Origin of the sequence: Rathayibacter sp. AY1E3 (assembly GCF_002932235.1) — a bacterium.
In the GTDB taxonomy this organism is placed as follows: Bacteria; Actinomycetota; Actinomycetes; order Actinomycetales; family Microbacteriaceae; genus Rathayibacter.
The window spans coordinates 100,623-116,148 of record NZ_PSVN01000009.1 but is presented as its reverse complement, the minus strand read 5'-3'; the positions used below and the strand labels follow the sequence as shown (position 1 = coordinate 116,148).

Genomic DNA, 15,526 nt, shown 5'->3' with positions numbered 1-15,526 from the left:
GGTCAGAATCCGCGGAGGCGCTCGATGTCGCGCCGGTCGCGCTTCGTCGGGCGGCCCGCTCCGCGGTCACGGACGATCACGCCCGGCGCGGACTCCCGGGGTGGCGGCGGGGGCGTCCGGTCCTCCATGCACTCGGCGGCCACCGGCGCACCGACCCGCTTGACCACGAGTCCGCGGACGATCAGCTCCCGGTCGAAGCCGCCGATCCGGGCGCGGACCTCGTCGCCGACCCGCACGGTCTGCGCCGCCTTGGCCCGCTCGCCGTTGACGCGGATGTGGCCCGCCCGGGCCGCGGTCGTCGCGGCGGAGCGCGTCTTGTAGATGCGCACCGCCCAGAGCCACGCGTCCACCCGCACGGCACCGGTCACCGGGATCTGCATCCCCCCAGTCTACGAACGGCGCCCGCTCGCCACCCACCCCGCGGTCCTACACTGGCCGCCGACAAGGAGGTTCCCATGAACCGAGACGACAGCATCTACACCGGAGCGGACGACGCGCTGCGGAGCGGCGACGACCGCATGGTCGCGGCGAACGACAGCTCCGGAGCCGGCGGAACCCGCGGCGACGTCGGCATGAGCACGACGAGCGGCGAGGGCACCGGGGTCCCCACCCGCGGCGCGCCTCCGCAGAGCGGATCCCCGTCCGAGCTGCGCCCCACCGGCTTCCCGCACGCGGGCCTGGAGTTCTCGCTCGTCCCGTCCGGGCACGAGGAGTGGCGGATCGAGCACCCGGGCGGTCGCACCGTCGGCGTCCTCGCCGTCATCTCGCACGCGGGCGAGGAGTCGGAGGCCGTGTTCGTCACGCGCCGCGTCGGCTCCGAGGACGCCGTGGCCGAGGGCACCGACTGGCGCGGCATCGTGTCGGCCGTGATCAACGACGAGGCGGCGGACGAGCGCGAGCCGGTCCAGCTCGACCCCACCGTCGAGCACGTCCGCGGCGGACTGATCAGCCGCGGCCCCGCGGACGTCGACGGCCTCTCCTGAGCGCTCTCTCCTCCGGGACGCCGTCCGCGCTCAGCGCGGGGCGTCCCACGGGGGAGGATCGGAGTCTCAGCGGGCGAGCAGCGCGGCGTTGATCCGGGCCGAGAGGTCGGCGTCGACCCGGCGGTCGGTCCCGTCGACGGCGCGGACGGGAGCGGCGTTGCGCGCGCTCGAGACCAGCCACGCCGCGTCCGCCGCCTCCAGATCGCCCGCGCGCAGCGGACGCACCGCCGTCCCGAGGCCGAGGCCCGGCGCGAGCACGAACAGGTCGGCCTGCGTGGTGCCGGGCAGCAGCCCGAGGCTCGGCGGAGGAGTCACGAGCTCCCCGCCCGCCAGCAGCACGAGGTTCGAGGTCGGCCCCTCGAGCAGGTAGCCGTCGCTCGACACGAACAGGGCGTCGTCGGCACCGCGCCGGGCGGCCTCCCGCGCGGCCGCACGGTTCACCGCGTACGAGAGCGTCTTCGCGCCGGCGAGCAGCCAGGGGGACGTCGACTGCACGTCGGAGCGCAGCCCGCGGTCCAGGAGCACCACGCGCACGCCGTCGCGGCGGGCCGGGCCGAAGTCCGGGCTGGTCTGCACGAAGACGACGCCGGTGGGCCGCCCGCCTTCCTCGACGCCGCGGGTCAGGATCGTCTTCACCATCGCCTCCGCGACGGGCGGGTGCGCGGCCACCGCCGCTCCGATCGCCTCGAGCCAGGCGGCCCGGTCCGGCCGGGGCAGGTCGAGCATCCGGGCCGAGCGCTCGAAGCGGTCCAGGTGCGCGTCGAGCGCCTGCAGCCGTCCGTCGACCAGGTTGATCGTCTCGAACACGCCGTCGCCGCGGGTGAAGCCGAGGTCGGTGACGTCCAGATCGCCGCGCCCGCTCGGATCGATGCGGTGCGCGGGTCCTCCCGGCGAGTGGGCCTCGGCGTCGAGGGAGGGTCGGTCGAGGACGACGAGGGTCTCAGCGGGCATGGGCGGTGCGGTCCTTCCGGCAGCGGCGGCGGGGGGAGAAGCGGAGCAGCGCGATCGTCAGCAGGGCGCCGATCAGGGAGCCGCTGCCGTTCGAGACCAGGTCCTGCACGTCGGAGACGCGGGTCGGCAGCCACAGCAGCTGCGCGGTCTCGACGGCCGCCGACACGGCGAGCCCGATGGCGGCGGCCCACAGGCGGCGCCCCGCCGGCAGCTGCGCGGCGATCAGCGCACCGAGCGGCACGAAGAGCAGCACGTTCGCGGTGAACTCCGCCACGTCGAAGTCGAACCAGCCGGTGAGCGGCGTGGAGGCGAGAAACGCGATGATCCCGCGGATCAGCGCGTTGGGCTCCCCGGCAGGGTAGGGCGCGGGCGTCAGCGTGATCAGGGCGATCAGCGCGAGCCAGGCGAGCGTCGCGAGGCGGAGGGGTCTCGAGCGGCGCATCGTCCGATTCTGCCAGCCCGTCGGGGTCGGGCGCGGCGGGCGCGGTGTGGGAGGCTGGAGGGCATGACCAGCGAGGACCCCGGCGCGGACGCCGTGCTCCCGCGCCACCCCTTCGACGCGTCGCTCGGCGACGGCTGGGTCGAGATCGGCGACGGACGCCGCTTCTGGGGGCGCTTCGGCGCCGCCGGCCTCCTCCTGCGCGATCCGTCGGGACGCGTCCTGCTCCAGCACCGCGTCAGCTGGAGCCATTTCGGGGACACCTGGGGGCTGCCCGGCGGCGCCCGTCACCCCGAGGAGACGGCCTTCGAGGCGGCCCTCCGGGAGTCGGAGGAGGAGGCGGGCGTCCCCGCCGACCTGATCCTGCCCGTGCTCTCCAGCGTCGTCGTGATCGGCCCGTGGAGCTACTCCACCGTCCTGGCCGAGTCCCGCGAGCACTTCACTCCCCGCATCAGCGACGCCGAGAGCACCGAGCTGCGCTGGGTCGCCCCCGAGGACGTCGCCTCCCTGCCGCTGCACCCGGGCTTCGGAGCGGCCTGGCCGGGTCTGCGCGCGCTCGGCTCCTCGATCCCGGTGCTCGTCGTGGACGCCGCCAACGTGGTCGGCTCACGCCCCGACGGCTGGTGGCGCGACCGCGCCGGCGCCGCGGAGCGCCTCCTCGCCTCCCTGGCCCGCCTCGCGGGGGCAGGCGTCCCCGGCCGTCTCCTGGGGATCGACGCCGACACGGTCTGGCCGCGCATCGCCGTGGTGCTCGAGGGAGTGGCGCGCGCCGCCCGTCCGGAGGCGGGCGCTCTCACGGAGCGGCTCACGGTCCACTCGGCCGACGGCTCGGGCGACGACGCGATCGTCGAGCTGGTCGGCGCGCTCGAGACCGCGGTCGTCGTCACGGCCGACCGGGGACTGGCCGCCCGCGTCGAGGCGCTCGGGGCCGCCGTGGTCGGTCCGCGCTCGCTGCTCGACCTCCTCGATCCCGCCCGGGAATAGGCCGCGGGGGCACCCGGTTGCATCCCCCATGGCTACGACTGCGATGACCCTCGACTCCCACGACCAGACGATCGCCGACGGCATCGTCCTCATCGACTTCTGGGCCGACTGGTGCGGCCCGTGCAAGCAGTTCGCTCCGGTCTTCGAGGCCACGAGCGAGAAGAACGCCGACATCACGTTCGCGAAGGTCGACACGGAGGACCAGCAGCAGCTCGCGGCGAGCTACGGCATCTCCTCCATCCCCACCCTCGTGGTGTACCGCGACGGCATCCCGCTGATGGCTCAGCCCGGCGCCCTGCCCGCCCCCGCGCTCGACAACCTGATCGAGCAGGTCCGCGGCCTCGACATGGTCGAGGTGCGCCGCCAGTACGAGGATGCGAAGGCCGCTCAGGAGGCCGGCGCCGCTCCGCAGGCCTGATCCGCGCGGCGCTTCGATCCGCTCCGCAGGCGGGAGGCGCCCGCAGACGCACGAGAACCCCCGGCAGCCGTGAGGCCGCCGGGGGTTCCGTCGTTCCGAGCCGGGATCAGCCGGTGTTCTGCAGCCCCGCCGCGACTCCGTTGACCGCGAGCAGGAGCAGCCGCTGGTTCTGCTCCGTCCCGGATCCGCCCGGGTCGGTGCGGAGCGCCTTCAGTGCGCGCAGCTGCAGGAGCGAGAGCGCGTTGACGTACGGGGTGCGCAGGCGCACGGCACGGCCGAGCACGCGGTGGCCCGTGAGCAGGCTCTCCTCGCCGGTGATCGAGAGCACCCACCGGCGGGTGAGCGCCATCTCGTCGAGCACGAGTCCGGCGAGGTCGTCGCGGGAGTCGAGGGCGAGGTACCGGCGGGCGATGCCCTCGTCGGTCTTCGCGAGCGACATCTCGACGTTGTCGACCATCGTCGTGAACAGCGGCCAGGAGGCGTAGGCCTCGCGGAGCAGGTCGAGGTCGCCGACGGCCTCGAGCGCGCTGCCCAGCCCGAACCAGCCGGTCAGGTTGACGCGGGCCTGGGTCCAGGCGAAGACCCACGGGATCGCTCGCAGGTCCTCGAGCGACTCGACGGAGAGGCCGCGGCGGGCCGGACGCGAGCCGAGGGCGAGCAGGCCCACCTCCTCCTGCGGGGTGACCCGGGCGAACCACGGCGCGAAGCCGTCGGCCTTCACGAGCTCGAAGAAGCGGCGGCGCGACTCGCGGTCCATCGTCGCCGCCACCTCGGCGAAGCGCTCCGCGGCGCCCGCGTTGCGCTCGCCGACCGCGGGGGAGGAGGCGAGCAGCGTCGCTCCCGCCACCTGCTCGATGTGCCGGGTGGCGATGTCCGGGTTGCCGTAGCGGGCGAAGATGACCTCGCCCTGCTCCGTCAGCTTGAAGCGGCCGTCCACCGATCCGGGCGGCTGCGCGAGGACGGCCCGGTTGGCCGGCCCGCCGCCGCGGCCGAGCGCTCCGCCGCGCCCGTGGAACAGCGTGAGCACGATGCCCTCGTCGGCCGCCCACTGCGCGATGCGCGCCTGCGCGTCGTAGAGCGCGAGCGTCGCCGAGACCGGTCCGACATCCTTCGACGAGTCGGAGTAGCCGAGCATCACCTCGAGCCGGTTGCCGGTGGCCGCGAGGCGCGCCTGCACCTGGGGGAGGCGGATCATCTCGGCGAGGATGTCGGTCGAGGCGTCGAGGTCGGCGAAGGTCTCGAAGAGCGGGACCGCGTCGATGATCGGCGGCACGCCGTCGGTCGCCGCCTCGGCCAGTTCGAAGACGGTCCGCAGGTCGTCGGCCGACTGGGTGAAGGAGACGATGTACCGCCTCGCCGCGTCGGTGCCGAAGCGCTCCTGGACCTTCGCGATCGCCCGGAACACCGACAGGACCTCGAGGCCGCGCTCGTCGAGCTCCTCGCCGGCGCGGATCGCGGCGATCGTCTCGCGGTGCACCTTCGAGTGCTGGCGCACCTCGATCTCGGCGAGGTGGAAGCCGAAGGTCTCGAGCTGCCAGACGAAGTCCTGGAGGTCGCCGTAGGCGGCGCGGACGTCCTCGGCCTCGACCAGGGACTCCTGGAGGGTGCGCAGCTCGGCCAGCAGCTCGGCGGCGGCGGAGTAGGCCAGCGGCCCCTCGGACCGGGTCGCGGCCAGGCGCTCGGCCGCGAAGAGCAGGACGCGGCGGTGCGCCTCGTTGGGCGAGCGCTCGGCGATGTCGGCGGCGAGCTCGGGAGCCCGCTCGACGCAGGAGGCCCAGAGCGCCTCGACGGCGGCCGACGGGGGAGTGGTCGACGCGTCGAGGGTCAGCGCGCGGCCCACGCGGCGGGCGACCCGCTCGAGACCCATGAGGACGTGCTCGGAGGCGATGTCCACCGCAGCGAGGGTCGTCTCGGCGGTGACGAAGGGATTGCCGTCGCGGTCGCCGCCGATCCAGGTGCCCAGGCGGACGAAGGCCGGTGCGACCGGAGCCCGGGTGCCCGAGCCATCGCCGAGCAGAGCGTCGTCGAGGCGGCGGTAGACCCGGGGGAGCACCGAGAACAGCGACTCGTCGAAGACGCTCATGGCGGTGCGCACCTCGTCGAGAGGAGTGGGCTTGGACTCGCGCAGCGGAGCGGTGCGCCACAGCGTGTCGACCTCGGCCAGCAGCTTGCGGCGGATCTCCACCAGCACGACGCCGCCCATGCGCGGGTCGTCGCGCTGCTCGAGCAGGTCGCTGATGCGGCGGATGGTCGAGGCCACCGCGCGGCGGCGCGCCTCGGTCGGGTGCGCCGTGAGGACCGGGCGGAACTCCAGTCGTGACAGGCGCGCGAACGCCTCGTCCTCCCCGAGCTCCCCGGTCAGCCGGCGCATCGAGGCGAGGATCGAGTCCTCGGGCGACTGCGCACCGGCGTCGGCCTCGCGCCGGCGCAGCACGCGGACGCGGTGGAACTCCTCCGCCACGTTGACGAGGTGGAAGTAGCAGGTGAACGCCCGGGCGACCTCCTCGGCGCGCTCGAGCGTGAGCGAGGCGACGAACTCCTCCGCCTCCGCGGTCCCGGCGGCGTCGCCGCTGTCGTAGGCGCTGATCGTGAGCGCGCGCAGGCGCTCCACGTCCTCGTAGAGGGAGGGCTCGCCCGACTCGCGGAGCACCTGGCCGAGCAGCTCGCCCAGCAGGTGGACGTCGGCGCGGATCCTCTCGTCGAGCGGAGGCGCGGTCGTCCCGTCGGCGGAGGAGGGGGCGGTGGCGGAGGCGGGTGCTGCGGTCGCGGCGGACGCGTCGAAGAACGGAGGCACGGGAGAGACCTTAGCGGCGGTGCGTATCGAGCACATGACGCCTGCGTCACGATCCGAACTGGAATGATCGAGAGGTGACCGTGACAACCGCACCCCCCGCTCCCGCCGTCCAGACCGAGCAGGCGGCACCCCATGTCGTCGTGCTGTTCGGCGCCGTCGGCGACCTGGCCCGGCGCAAGCTCATCCCGGGGATGGCCCACCTCGCGCTCTCCTCCCTCGCACCGGACCTGCAGATCGTCGGCACCTCGCTCGAGGAGCACGACGACGCCTCGTTCCGCGCCTTCGCGAAGCTGGCCTACGACGAGTTCGGGAGCCGCTCCCTGACGCCGGCGCAGTGGGACGAGTTCGCGTCCAAGCTCCGCTACGTCCCGCAGTCCGCCGGCCCGGCCGCGCTGGCCGCCGCCGTGACCGACGCCGAGGCGGTCCTCGGCCCGGACGTGAGCCGGCTGCACTACCTCAGCGTCCCGCCCAGGGCAGCTCTCTCCGTCGTGCGGATGCTCGCCGAGGCCGGGCTGGTCGAGCGCTCGCGGATCATCATGGAGAAGCCGTTCGGCGTCGACCTCGAGAGCGCGGTCGTCCTCAACGCGGAGCTCCACGAGACCTTCAGCGAGGAGCAGATCTTCCGGATCGACCACTTCCTCGGCAAGGAGCCGGCGCAGAACATCCTCGCCTTCCGCTTCGCCAACGGCCTCTTCGAGCCCATCTGGAACCGCAACTTCATCGATCACGTCCAGATCGACATCCCCGAGCGCCTCACGCTCGACCGTCGCGCCGAGTTCTACGAGTCCACCGGCGCGTACAAGGACATGGTCGTCACCCACCTCTTCCAGGTGCTGGCGTTCATGGCGATGGAGCCGCCGACCGCGCTGGAGCCCCAGGCCATCAGCGAGGAGAAGAACAAGGTCTTCCGCTCGATGCGTCCGCTGAACCCCGAGAACGTGGTGCGCGGCCAGTACATCGGCTACCGCGACGAGCCGGGCGTCGCCGCCGACTCCGAGACCGACACCTTCGTCGCGCTCAAGTGCGAGATCGACAACTGGCGCTGGGCGGGAGTGCCGTTCTACCTCCGCACCGGCAAGCGGATGGCGGAGGGCCAGCGCATCATCTCGATCGCGTTCCGCGAGCCCCCGAAGAGCATGTTCCCGCAGGGCTCCGGAGTCGGTGCCCACGGCCCGGACCACCTCACCTTCGACCTGGCGGACGCCTCGAAGGTCTCGCTCTCGTTCTACGGGAAGCGCCCCGGTCCCGGCATGCGGCTCGACAAGCTGAGCATGCAGTTCGCGCTCCAGGAGACCGACCGCGCGGGCGACGCGCTCGAGGCCTACGAGCGCCTGATCCTCGACGCGATGCGCGGAGACCACACGCTGTTCACCACCGCGGAGGGCATCGAGCGGCTCTGGGAGGTCTCCGCGCCGCTCCTGCAGGATCCGCCGCCCGTCCGTCTCTACGCGCCCGGCTCCTGGGGGCCGAACGCCATCCACCAGCTGATCGCGCCGCACGCCTGGCGCCTGCCGTTCGAGCGGGTCTGGCGCGACAAGCGCTGACCACGCCGCCGTGCGCCCCGCCTAGGCTGGGCGCATGGCGCGCACCGGTGAGGACCGGATCTGGACGGTCCCGAACGTCCTCAGCATGGTGCGCCTCGCCCTGGTGCCGGTGTTCCTCGTGCTCGTGGTCCTCGGCGAGGACGCGCTCGCGCTCCTGACCCTCGTGGTCTCGAGCCTCACCGATTACCTCGACGGCTGGATCGCGCGCCGCTTCGACCAGATGACGCGCCTCGGCCGCGTCCTTGATCCGGCCGCCGACCGCCTCTACATCTTCGCCACCGTCCTGGGCCTCGCGGCCCGCGGACTGGTGCCCTGGTGGCTGGTCGCCGTGCTGCTCGCCCGCGACTTGATGCTCGTGGTCCTGGCGGTCGTCCTGGCGAACAACGGCTACGGACCGCTTCCCGTGCACCACCTGGGGAAATTCGCGACCTTCTGCCTCTTCTACGCGCTCCCGCTGATCATGCTGGGGCAGGCGTTCCCGGCCCTCGCGCCCGCCTCGCTCCCCATCGCCTGGGCCTTCGCGCTGTGGGGCGCGTTCCTCTACTGGTGGGCCGGGATCGTCTACGCCGTCCAGACGCGGGACCTCGTCCTGGGGGTCCGCACAGGTGCTCAGGGGTCCGACGAGGGTCACGATTCGGATACGCTGACCTGATAGGAGGTACGTCTTGGTCGAGCCCGTCGGTGGAGCATCATCCGCCCAGCACAATTCCGTTCCCGGTGAGCCGTCGACGGAGACGACTCTGACGTTCACCGACGACATCGGTGCCCAGCTCGCCGCTCTCGACAACCGCGCGTCCCGCGAGGAGGCCGAGGCCGTCGGGGCTCTGCCCTCGGGATCCGCGCTGCTGGTCGTGCGCCGCGGACCGAACACCGGCGCCCGCTTCCTCCTCGACACCGACTCCACGACGGTCGGCCGTCACCCCGATGCGGGCATCTTCCTCGACGACGTCACGGTCTCGCGCCGGCACGCCGAGTTCGTCCGCCGGGGCACGGCGTTCGAGGTCCACGACCTCGGCTCCCTGAACGGCACCTACTTCGACGGGGTCCGGATCGAGTCCGCGATCCTCACCGACGGCTCCGAGGTGCAGGTCGGCAAGTTCCGACTCACCTTCTACGCGTCCCGCGCCGACCTCGTCGCCGCTCCGGACGCGTGAGCCGTGGGCCGCTCCTCCGCGCGCGCCCTTTCCACCGGCTCCGCCGCTCTGCTGAGCATCGGGCAGGTGCTGGCCAGGCTGACCACTGAGTTCCCGGACGTCACCCCGTCCAAGCTGCGCTTCCTCGAGGAGCAGGGGCTCGTCTCGCCGGCCCGCACCGACTCCGGCTACCGCAAGTTCTCGGGCTCCGACGTCGAGCGGCTCCGGATGATCCTCGCGCTGCAGCGCGACCACTACCTCCCCCTCAAGGTCATCCGCGGGTACCTCGACGACATCGACGCCGGGCGCGAGCCCGCCCTGCCGGCCGGTGTCGGGGGTCCGAGCGCCTCGCTCCTCGGCCCCGCCACGCGCTTGACCCGCGAGGGCCTCGCGGCCGAGTCCGGTGCCACGCCCGCTCTCGTCCAGGAGGCCATCGCCGCCGGGCTCGTGCGGGGCGGCGACGTGTTCGGGGACGAGGCCGTGACGACGCTCAAGGCGCTCGTCGACCTCGGCCGATCGGGTATCGAGCCCCGTCACCTCCGACCGCTCCGCGTCGCCGTCGAGCGCGAGATGTCGCTCATCGAGAGCGTCGTCGCCTCCAGCGCCCGCCGCGGAGAGGCGTCCGGCTCCGCCGGTGCTGCCGAGAACGCGGTGGGGCTCGCGACCCAGCTGGGCACGATCCGCGGGGCGATGGTGCGCAGCGCCCTCTCGCGGATCGCCCGCTCGTGAGGGCCGCGCCGCCGGCCGACGGGCGGCCCGTGCGACACGCCGCGGCGCCGAGGCCGATGTCGTTTACTCGGCCTGCGCCGGTCGGTACGGTAGGGAGCGCGTTCGGAGGATCCGGCGTCCGGATCCGAGAGGCACAGGGATGAGAGAAGTCAGCCGCGACGTCAGCGGCCAGCGCGACCTCGTCCTGTTCACCGACGGACTGCCCGAGCTCGACGCCGACGCGGGCTACCGCGGGGCCGTCGCGGCGCGCGCCGCGGGGATCACCTACCGGCAGCTCGACTACTGGGCGCGGACCGAGCTCGTCGAGCCCACCGTGCGCGGCGCGTCCGGCTCCGGAACGCAGCGCCTCTACGGCTTCCGCGACATCCTCGTGCTGAAGCTGGTCAAGCGCCTGCTCGACACCGGGATCTCGCTCCAGCAGATCCGCACGGCGGTCAACCAGCTCCGCGAGTCCGGGGTCGACGACCTCGCGCAGACGACCCTGATGAGCGACGGCGCGAGCGTCTACCTCTGCACCTCGAACGACGAGGTCATCGACCTGCTCAGCCGCGGCCAGGGCGTCTTCGGCATCGCCGTCGGCAAGGTCCTCCGCGAGGTCGAGTCGAGCCTCGTCGAGCTCGACCACCAGTCGGTCGACCCGGGCGACGAGCTCGCCCAGCGCCGCGCCTCCCGCCGCGTCGGCTGACCGCCCACCTCTCGCAGGTCGACCGCGGCCCCGGGAACTCCCGGGTCCCCTCCGCACGCTCAGCCGATCAGGAGCGGACCCGCCTGCAGCCGCGCTGTGCGAGCAACGGGCGCCATCCGAGTCTGACCGTGCTGATCGAGTGGCGGGCCCCGCCCGCGTGAACCGTCCGCCGGACGCGAGCTCCCCGCCGATCACGCCCGCTCACCCTGCTGGTCCGATGACGGGCTCCGTCCGTGTCCCGCCCTGCGGATCCGACGATGGGCTCCGCCCGCGCATCGAGAGTCCGCGCTGAACTCCGACGCCGAGCGTCCGCCGGCGCCGTCCCTGGCACTCCTCGGGCACCGAGCATCGCCCGCGTCCCGAGACCTCGAGCCGGAGAAGTCCGGCGGACCCGCCGGCCCTAGGTCGCGGCGGGGACCTGCTCGCCGATGCGACCGGTGCGGATCACGCGGTCGAGCAGCAGGTCGAAGTTGTGCGCCATCTCCTGAGCGCTCTCCCCGGGCCAGACATGCACGGGCTTCGCCGCGCCCTGCGCCTGCTGGAGGGAGGTGCGCTCCGGGAGCTGCGGGCTGAGCACGAGCGGTCCGAACATGTCGCGCAGCTCCTTGATCCGGAACTGGTGCTCCAGCGACTGGACGCGGGCGCGGTTGACGATGATGCCCAGCGGCTGGAGGCGCGGGCTGAGTCCGCGGCGGATCTCCTCGATCGCCCGGAGCGCTCGGTCGGCGGCGGCCACCGAGAACAGGCCCGGCTCCGTGACGACGGCGACGCGGTCGCTCGCGGCCCAGGCCGTGCGGGTCAGGGCGTTGAGCGAGGGGGCGCAGTCGATCAGCACGAGGTCGTAGTCGGCCTCGACGCTCGCGAGGGCCTCCTCGAGCTTCCAGATGTCGCGGATGCTGGGGTGCGGCCCGTCGAAGTTGATCGCGGAGGGGCTGCCGATCAGCACGTCGATCGTGCCGTGGTGCTCCTTGGTCCAGCCGGAGGGGGCGATCGCCGAGCGGACGATCTTCTCCTTCGGCGACGTCAGGACGTCGGCGATGTTGAGGTGGCCGGCGACGTTGATGTCCATTCCGGTCGACACGTCGGACTGGGGATCGAGGTCGACGACCAGCGTTCGCAGGCCCTTCGAGAACGCCGCGGATGCAAGGCCGAGCGTCACCGTGGTCTTGCCGACGCCGCCCTTGAGGGAGCTCACGCTGAGTACATGCATGGCTGACTACTTTACGTTCCTCCGGGCGGCAGAACCTAACCGTTCGCTGCACGCGCCGTCCGCGCCGCCTCCGGAAGCGGGCCGCACTAGCAGTCGGAGCGCGCTCCGACCAAGCCGCCCGGCGCGACCCGGGCCCGCCGGTACACTCGTCCTGAGCGGAAGGAGGCTCGTTCGCATGGATGAGCGCAACGACGAACAGCCCGACACCGGCACCGGTCCCACGCCGCGGACCGCCATGGACGCGGCTCGGGAATCGGGTCAGTACTCCCCGCGAGCGAGCGACACCGCTCCGACCCTCCTGCCCGACGGCGTGCGGATCACCCCGCCCGGCCCGCGGCGCCGCTCCACCGCCCCCGCTCCGGTCGAGGACGAGGACGCGATCGACGTCGGCCGCCTCGGCCTGCCGCCCTCGCGCTCGCACGCTCTCGTGCCCCCGGAGCCGAGTCCTGCTCCGACCCCCTCACCGGCTCCCGCTCACCCGTCCGGCGCGAACGGACCGGTCTCGGCGGGGATCCCCGCCCGAGCGGAGTCCGCCGAGAAGCCCGCGGCGTCCGAGTCCGCGGGGGAGCCCGCCGCCGTCCCCACGCGCCGCGACCGCCTCCGCGCCGAGTCCTCGAGCGCCGCTCCCGCCCCGTCCGCGCCGAGCGCCGCCGTCCCCGAGTCGGCGTCGATGCTCACCCCGGACAGGCTCCTGGAGGTCAACCGCAAGACCCGTCCCGCTCCCACGGGCGGCTGGCACCGCTTCCTCTACGGCCTGACCTTCCACACGGTCAACCTCGGCGACTCCGCGAAGGTGAAGGCGTGGAAGGCGATGGACGAGCGGATCGGCCGGCAGTTCGAGGGCGGCACCCGCTTCGTCCCGGTCATGACCCGCAAGGGCGGCGTCGGCAAGACCACGGTCACGACGCTCCTGGGCATGGCCCTCGCCGACGCGCGCGAGGACCGCATCATCGCGGTCGACGCGAACCCCGACCGCGGCACCCTGGCCGAGCGCGTCCCCAAGCAGACGCGGGCGACCGTCCGCGATGTCGTGAACCGCGCGGCCGGCGTGACCGGGTTCACCGAGTTCTCGACGATGGTCTCCCGCGACGAGACCCGCCTCGACGTCCTCGCCTCCGACACCGACCCGCAGCTCTCCGAGGCCTTCGACGAGGACGACTACAACGTGGTCGCCGATCTGGTCGAGCGCTTCTACTCGATCATGCTCACCGACTGCGGCACGGGCATCGTGCACTCGGTGATGCGGCCCACGCTGCAGCGCGCCGACACAGTGGTGATCGTCTCGGGCGGCAGCGTCGACGAGGCCCGCCTGGCCTCCGAGACCCTCACCTGGCTGGACGCGAACGGCTACGGCGCCCTGGTGCGCAACGCGGTCGTCGCGCTCAACACGGCGACGCAGGGCACGAGCCTGGTGAAGCTGGAGGAGATCGAGTCGCACTTCCGCTCCCGCGTCCGCGACATCGTCCGCATCCCCTACGACCCGGTGCTCGCCGCCGGCTCCGTGGTGAAGTGGGAGCAGCTGCGCGAGGGCACGAAGGACGCCGCACGCCTGCTCGCCGCGCTCGTGGTCGAGGGCATGCCGGTCCGACGTGTCTGAGCCCCGGGGCTCCGGGGCGGCGTCCGCCGCGCACCAGGACCGCACCGACGGGCCCGACGCGTCCACCGACGCCTTCGACCTGATCGTCGTCGGGGCCGGCTCCGGCAACTCGATCGTCGGTCCGGAGTTCGACGGCCTGCGGGTCGCGATCCTCGACGACGGGGAGTGGTTCGGCGGCACCTGCCTCAACGCCGGCTGCATCCCGACCAAGATGTTCGTCCACGTCGCCGACGTGGTCACCGACGTCGACCAGGGCGGCCCGATCGGCGTCCACTCCCGCCTCCGCCGCCCCGAGTGGGCCGAGGTGCGCGACCGTGTGTTCGGCCGGATCGACGCGATCAGCGAGGGCGGTTTCGAGTACCGCGATCAGCGCTCCCCGAACGTGACCGTCCTCCGCGAGAGCTTCGGCTTCGAGGCGCTCGGAGACGGCGACCGCCCGCACGTCCTCGTCAGCGCCAGCGGTGCCCGCATCAGTGCTCCGCAGGTGGTCGTGGCCGCCGGCTCGCGGCCCAGGCCGCTCCTCGCCGCGTACGAGCCCGACCCCCGCATCCAGGACTCCTCCTCGGTCATGCGGCTCGACGAGCTCCCCGAGCGGATGCTCATCCTCGGCGGCGGCGCCGTGGCCGTCGAGTTCGCCCACGTCTTCTCCTCCTTCGGCACGGCCGTGACCGTCGCCGTCCGCGGCGACCGCCTCCTCCGCGCCCTCGACGAGGACGTCTCGCGCCGGTTCACCGGGATCGCCGCCGAGCGGTACACGGTGCTCACCGGAGTGAGCGCCGAGAGCGTCGACGCCCGCCCTGACGGGCTCCGCGTCGCCCTCAGCGACGGCACGACGGTCGAGACCGACCTGCTGCTCGTCGCGATCGGCCGCGACCCCAACAGCGACACGGTCGCCGCCGCCTCCGTCGGGATCGATCTGCACGAGGACGGCCGGATCAGCGTCGACACCGAGCAGCGCGTCCTCTCCGGCGGACGCCCCGTGCCCGGCCTCTTCGCCCTCGGCGACGTGTCGTCGCGCTGGCAGCTCAAGCACGTCGCCAACCACGAGGCGCGCCTCGTGGCGCACAACCTCCTGCACCCGGGCGAGCTGCTCTCCGACACCCTCTCGCCGGTGCCCGGCGCGATCTTCGCCCACCCGCAGATCGCCCACTTCGGGCTCACCGCGGCCGAAGCGCGGGACCAGGGCCTGGACGTCGTCACCGTCACCCAGGAGTACGGCTCCACCGCCTTCGGCTGGGCGCTCGAGGACGACTCCAGCGCCTGCCTCCTGGTCGTCGGACTCGACGGCGCCCTCCTCGGCGCGCACATCATCGGGCCGCAGGCCAGTATCCTCATTCAGCCGCTCGTCCAGGCCGCCAGCGCCGGCACCGGCATCCGCGGACTCGCCCGCAGCCAGTACTGGCCGCACCCCGCAGCGAGCGAAGTCGTCGAGAACGCCCTCCTGAGCGCGGAGGAGGCCCTGAGGGAGCGCACCACATGACCGAACGCCAGATCCGCATCTTCGGGGACCCGGTGCTGAAGACCCCGTCCACGACCATCGAGACGGTCGACGCCGGCGTCCGCGGCCTCGTCGAGGACCTCGTCGACAGCGTCCGGCCGCCCGGACGCGCCGGCGTCGCAGCCCCCCAGATCGGCGTCAACCTCCGCGCCTTCAGCTACAACGTCGACGGCGTCATCGGGTACATCCTCAACCCCGAGATCATCGAGCTCAGCGGAGACCCGCGACCGGTCGACGAGGGCTGCCTCTCCGTCCCGAACCTCTGGTACCCCGCGATCCGCTACCCGCACGCGAAGGTCCGCGGCACCGACCTCGACGGCAACGAGATCGTCCTCGAAGGCGACGGCCTCATGGCCCAGGCCCTCCAGCACGAATGCGACCACCTCGACGGACGCCTCTACCTCGACCGCCTCTCCCAGGACGACCGCCGCGCCGCCATGAAGGCCGTCCGGGAATCCGACTGGTTCTGAGTTGGATTCCGAGCCGGTCCTTGCCCGGCTCGGCGCGGTCGGCTTTTCGAGGTGGGCGCGTTCGGTGGAGCGTCGTGCGTTCCGCCGACGG

16 protein-coding genes are annotated in these 15,526 nt (G+C 73.0%); 11 read left to right on the top strand and 5 right to left on the bottom strand.

Features of this window, described 5'->3' with window-relative positions; all coding sequences use genetic code 11:
* Positions 1-2: 2 nt before the first annotated feature.
* Positions 3-380, bottom strand: a complete 378-nt coding sequence (locus C5C53_RS09570; protein WP_181027140.1) for an RNA-binding S4 domain-containing protein — start codon at positions 378-380, stop codon at positions 3-5.
* A gap of 75 nt (positions 381-455) precedes the next feature.
* Between C5C53_RS09570 and C5C53_RS09565 the strand changes: the two genes are divergently transcribed.
* Positions 456-983, top strand: a complete 528-nt coding sequence (locus C5C53_RS09565; RefSeq protein ID WP_104233360.1) for a hypothetical protein — start codon at positions 456-458, stop codon at positions 981-983.
* Positions 984-1,049: 66 nt separating this feature from the next.
* On the opposite strand, the gene C5C53_RS09560 is transcribed toward C5C53_RS09565, so the two are convergent.
* The gene (locus tag C5C53_RS09560; protein WP_104233359.1) at positions 1,050-1,934 is read right to left on the bottom strand and encodes an aminotransferase class IV; all 885 of its coding nucleotides are present in this window, start codon (positions 1,932-1,934) and stop codon (positions 1,050-1,052) included.
* On the bottom strand, positions 1,924-2,376 hold the full coding sequence (locus tag C5C53_RS09555; RefSeq protein ID WP_104267402.1) for a VanZ family protein: 453 nt from the start codon (positions 2,374-2,376) through the stop codon (positions 1,924-1,926). Before C5C53_RS09555 ends, C5C53_RS09560 begins: the two co-directional genes overlap by 11 nt.
* A gap of 63 nt (positions 2,377-2,439) precedes the next feature.
* Between C5C53_RS09555 and C5C53_RS09550 the strand changes: the two genes are divergently transcribed.
* A complete protein-coding gene (locus C5C53_RS09550) occupies positions 2,440-3,357 on the top strand; it encodes an NUDIX domain-containing protein (protein WP_104267401.1) in 918 nt (305 codons plus the stop codon).
* Positions 3,358-3,385: 28 nt separating this feature from the next.
* The gene (trxA, locus tag C5C53_RS09545) at positions 3,386-3,775 is read left to right on the top strand and encodes a thioredoxin (RefSeq protein ID WP_104233357.1); all 390 of its coding nucleotides are present in this window, start codon (positions 3,386-3,388) and stop codon (positions 3,773-3,775) included.
* 106 nt (positions 3,776-3,881) lie between these two features.
* Here trxA and C5C53_RS09540 read toward each other — a convergent pair whose 3' ends face one another.
* Positions 3,882-6,569, bottom strand: coding sequence for a phosphoenolpyruvate carboxylase (locus C5C53_RS09540; RefSeq protein WP_374954338.1), 2,688 nt, complete (start codon positions 6,567-6,569; stop codon positions 3,882-3,884).
* 80 nt (positions 6,570-6,649) lie between these two features.
* Between C5C53_RS09540 and zwf the strand changes: the two genes are divergently transcribed.
* From zwf to C5C53_RS09515, 5 genes are all read left to right on the top strand, one after another.
* Positions 6,650-8,113, top strand: coding sequence for a glucose-6-phosphate dehydrogenase (gene zwf, locus C5C53_RS09535; protein ID WP_104225448.1), 1,464 nt, complete (start codon positions 6,650-6,652; stop codon positions 8,111-8,113).
* A gap of 34 nt (positions 8,114-8,147) precedes the next feature.
* Positions 8,148-8,765 carry a CDP-alcohol phosphatidyltransferase family protein gene (locus tag C5C53_RS09530; protein WP_104222572.1) on the top strand — a complete coding sequence of 206 codons (618 nt, stop codon included), beginning with the start codon at positions 8,148-8,150 and terminating at the stop codon, positions 8,763-8,765.
* A 13-nt stretch (positions 8,766-8,778) separates the two neighbouring features.
* Positions 8,779-9,267, top strand: coding sequence for an FHA domain-containing protein (locus tag C5C53_RS09525; protein ID WP_104222573.1), 489 nt, complete (start codon positions 8,779-8,781; stop codon positions 9,265-9,267).
* A gap of 3 nt (positions 9,268-9,270) precedes the next feature.
* A complete protein-coding gene (locus C5C53_RS09520; protein WP_104267399.1) occupies positions 9,271-9,975 on the top strand; it encodes a MerR family transcriptional regulator in 705 nt (234 codons plus the stop codon).
* A 139-nt stretch (positions 9,976-10,114) separates the two neighbouring features.
* Complete coding sequence (locus C5C53_RS09515) at positions 10,115-10,660, top strand: MerR family transcriptional regulator (protein ID WP_104222575.1); 546 nt, start codon at positions 10,115-10,117, stop codon at positions 10,658-10,660.
* 400 nt (positions 10,661-11,060) lie between these two features.
* Here the strand turns inward: C5C53_RS09515 and C5C53_RS09510 are convergent, their stop codons facing one another.
* A complete protein-coding gene (locus tag C5C53_RS09510; RefSeq protein ID WP_104222576.1) occupies positions 11,061-11,870 on the bottom strand; it encodes a ParA family protein in 810 nt (269 codons plus the stop codon).
* Positions 11,871-12,045: 175 nt separating this feature from the next.
* On the opposite strand from C5C53_RS09510, the gene C5C53_RS09505 reads away from it, so the two are divergent.
* From C5C53_RS09505 to def, 3 genes are read left to right on the top strand one after another with little or no spacing between them, the layout of a single operon-like run.
* Positions 12,046-13,467: a MinD/ParA family protein gene (locus C5C53_RS09505; protein ID WP_258059940.1), complete on the top strand. Its 1,422-nt coding sequence runs from the start codon at positions 12,046-12,048 to the stop codon at positions 13,465-13,467.
* Positions 13,460-14,947: a mycothione reductase gene (locus C5C53_RS09500; RefSeq protein WP_104267398.1), complete on the top strand. Its 1,488-nt coding sequence runs from the start codon at positions 13,460-13,462 to the stop codon at positions 14,945-14,947. The genes C5C53_RS09505 and C5C53_RS09500 overlap by 8 nt, the downstream gene beginning before the upstream one ends.
* Positions 14,944-15,435: a peptide deformylase gene (gene def / locus C5C53_RS09495; RefSeq protein ID WP_104225378.1), complete on the top strand. Its 492-nt coding sequence runs from the start codon at positions 14,944-14,946 to the stop codon at positions 15,433-15,435. Before C5C53_RS09500 ends, def begins: the two co-directional genes overlap by 4 nt.
* Positions 15,436-15,526 lie beyond the last annotated feature (91 nt).

Excerpts from the sequence above, each read along its gene's own strand:
- C5C53_RS09570 (WP_181027140.1), bottom strand. The coding sequence starts at position 380 with ATGCAGATCCCGGTGACCGGTGCCGTGCGGGTGGACGCGTGGCTCTGG.
- C5C53_RS09565 (WP_104233360.1), top strand. The coding sequence starts at position 456 with ATGAACCGAGACGACAGCATCTACACCGGAGCGGACGACGCGCTGCGG.
- C5C53_RS09560 (WP_104233359.1), bottom strand. The coding sequence starts at position 1,934 with ATGCCCGCTGAGACCCTCGTCGTCCTCGACCGACCCTCCCTCGACGCC.
- C5C53_RS09555 (WP_104267402.1), bottom strand. The coding sequence starts at position 2,376 with ATGCGCCGCTCGAGACCCCTCCGCCTCGCGACGCTCGCCTGGCTCGCG.
- C5C53_RS09550 (WP_104267401.1), top strand. The coding sequence starts at position 2,440 with ATGACCAGCGAGGACCCCGGCGCGGACGCCGTGCTCCCGCGCCACCCC.
- trxA (WP_104233357.1), top strand. The coding sequence starts at position 3,386 with ATGGCTACGACTGCGATGACCCTCGACTCCCACGACCAGACGATCGCC.
- C5C53_RS09530 (WP_104222572.1), top strand. The coding sequence starts at position 8,148 with ATGGCGCGCACCGGTGAGGACCGGATCTGGACGGTCCCGAACGTCCTC.
- C5C53_RS09515 (WP_104222575.1), top strand. The coding sequence starts at position 10,115 with ATGAGAGAAGTCAGCCGCGACGTCAGCGGCCAGCGCGACCTCGTCCTG.
- C5C53_RS09510 (WP_104222576.1), bottom strand. The coding sequence starts at position 11,870 with ATGCATGTACTCAGCGTGAGCTCCCTCAAGGGCGGCGTCGGCAAGACC.
- C5C53_RS09505 (WP_258059940.1), top strand. The coding sequence starts at position 12,046 with ATGGATGAGCGCAACGACGAACAGCCCGACACCGGCACCGGTCCCACG.
- def (WP_104225378.1), top strand. The coding sequence starts at position 14,944 with ATGACCGAACGCCAGATCCGCATCTTCGGGGACCCGGTGCTGAAGACC.